Origin of the sequence: Mesorhizobium sp. M7A.F.Ca.AU.002.02.1.1 (genome assembly GCF_003998535.1) — a bacterium.
GTDB classification, from domain to species: Bacteria; Pseudomonadota; Alphaproteobacteria; order Rhizobiales; family Rhizobiaceae; genus Mesorhizobium; species Mesorhizobium ciceri.
Genome location: NZ_RZPB01001021.1, coordinates 1 through 1,784, shown reverse-complemented (window position 1 = coordinate 1,784; position 1,784 = coordinate 1). Strand labels below are relative to the sequence as shown.

The 1,784-nt window shown below is 63.9% G+C and carries 2 protein-coding genes; both read left to right on the top strand.

Annotated elements, in window-relative coordinates:
• Nucleotides 1-26: 26 nt before the first annotated feature.
• Nucleotides 27-1,097 carry a phosphate acyltransferase PlsX gene (plsX, locus tag EN879_RS34525; protein ID WP_024504675.1) on the top strand — a complete coding sequence of 357 codons (1,071 nt, stop codon included), beginning with the start codon at nt 27-29 and terminating at the stop codon, nt 1,095-1,097.
• Between the two features lie 9 nt (nt 1,098-1,106).
• Nucleotides 1,107-1,784, top strand: a 678-nt coding sequence (locus tag EN879_RS34520) for a beta-ketoacyl-ACP synthase 3 (protein ID WP_127274644.1), incomplete at its 3' end; no start/stop codon positions are given.

Here is a 1,784-nt window from a genome sequence, read left to right as displayed (position 1 = left end):
CCGCCTAACCGTGAGACAAATACCGCGTGATCAGGATTTCCATCGATGCCATGGGCGGCGATCACGGACCAGCCGTGGTCATTCCAGCGCTCATGACGGTCGCGACCCGTCGTCCCGACATCCGCTTCGTCATCTTCGGGCGTGAGGAGGTCGTGCGCCCGGAGCTCGCCAAATTTCCCAAGCTTGCCGAGATCAGCGAATTCTTCCATTGCGAAATTGCGGTCAGGATGGACGACAAGCCGAGCCAGGCGCTGCGCCACGGCCGCTGGAAGTCATCGATGTGGAAGGCCGTCGAAGCGGTCAAGGCCGGCACGGCCGACGCCTGCATTTCCGCGGGCAACACCGGTGCGCTGATGGCGATGTCGAAATTCTGCCTGCGCACCATGGCCACCATCGATCGCCCGGCGATCGCAGCCCTTTGGCCGACATTGCGCGGCGAAAGCGTGGTGCTGGATGTCGGCGCGACCATCGGGGCCGATGCGCAACAGCTCATCGATTTTGCCATTCTCGGCACCGGCATGGCGCGCTCGGTCTTCGGCATAGCCCGGCCCAGCGTCGGCCTGCTCAATGTCGGCGTCGAGGAGATCAAAGGCCAGGAAGAGGTTAAGGAGGCGGGGCGCATGCTGCGCGAAGCCAACATGGCCTCGATGAACTATCACGGTTTCGTCGAGGGCGACGATATCGGCAAGGGCACGGTCGACGTTGTGGTGACCGAGGGCTTCGCCGGCAACATCGCTCTGAAGACCGCGGAAGGCACGGCGCGCCAGATAGCGGGTTATCTGCGCGCCGCGATGAGCCGCACCCTGATGGCCAGGATCGGCTACGTCTTCGCTAAGGGCGCCTTCAACCGCTTGCGCGAAAAGATGGATGTCGGCCGCTCCAATGGCGGCGTTTTCCTGGGGCTGAGCGGGATCGTCGTCAAAAGCCATGGCGGTGCTGATTCTGACGGGTTCGCCGCCGCGATCGAACTCGGCTATGACATGGTCCGCAACAACCTCCTCGACCGTATCGAGGCCGATCTGGACCTGTTTCATGCGCGCAACCCGCGCGCCCTGTCATCTAGGAAATCCGACGTCGTCACCGACGCAAAGGAATAGGAAAGAACTTTGATCAGATCAGTCGTGCGCGGCACGGGCGCCGCGCTGCCCCGCCGAATCATGAAGAATGCCGATTTCGAAGGCATGGTCGAGACCTCCGACGAGTGGATCGCCCAGCGCACCGGCATTCGCCAGCGCCACATCGCGGGCGATGACGAGACGACCGCTTCGCTGGGGGAAGCGGCGGCACGTGCCGCACTTGCCAATGCGGGCCTCACGCCCGCCGACATCGATCTGATCGTGCTGGCGACCTCGACGCCCAACAACACGTTTCCGGCCACCGCCGTCGAGATCCAGAACCGGCTCGGTATGCATCACGGCTTTGCCTTCGACATGCAGGCGGTCTGTTCGGGTTTCGTCTATGCCGTGACCACCGCCGATCTCTACATCCGCGGCGGCCTGGCCAAGCGTGTCCTGGTGATCGGGTCCGAAACATTCTCGCGCATTCTCGACTGGAGCGACCGGTCGACCTGTGTGCTGTTCGGAGACGGCGCCGGTGCCATGATCCTGGAAGCGGGCGAGGGCGCGGGCACGATCGCCGACCATGGCGTTCTGGCGGCCAGCCTGCGCTCCGACGGCACGCACAAGGACAAGCTTTTTGTCGATGGCGGGCCGTCGACGACGGGTACGGTCGGCCATCTCCGGATGGAGGGCCGCGAAGTCTTCAAGCACGCGGTCGGCATGATC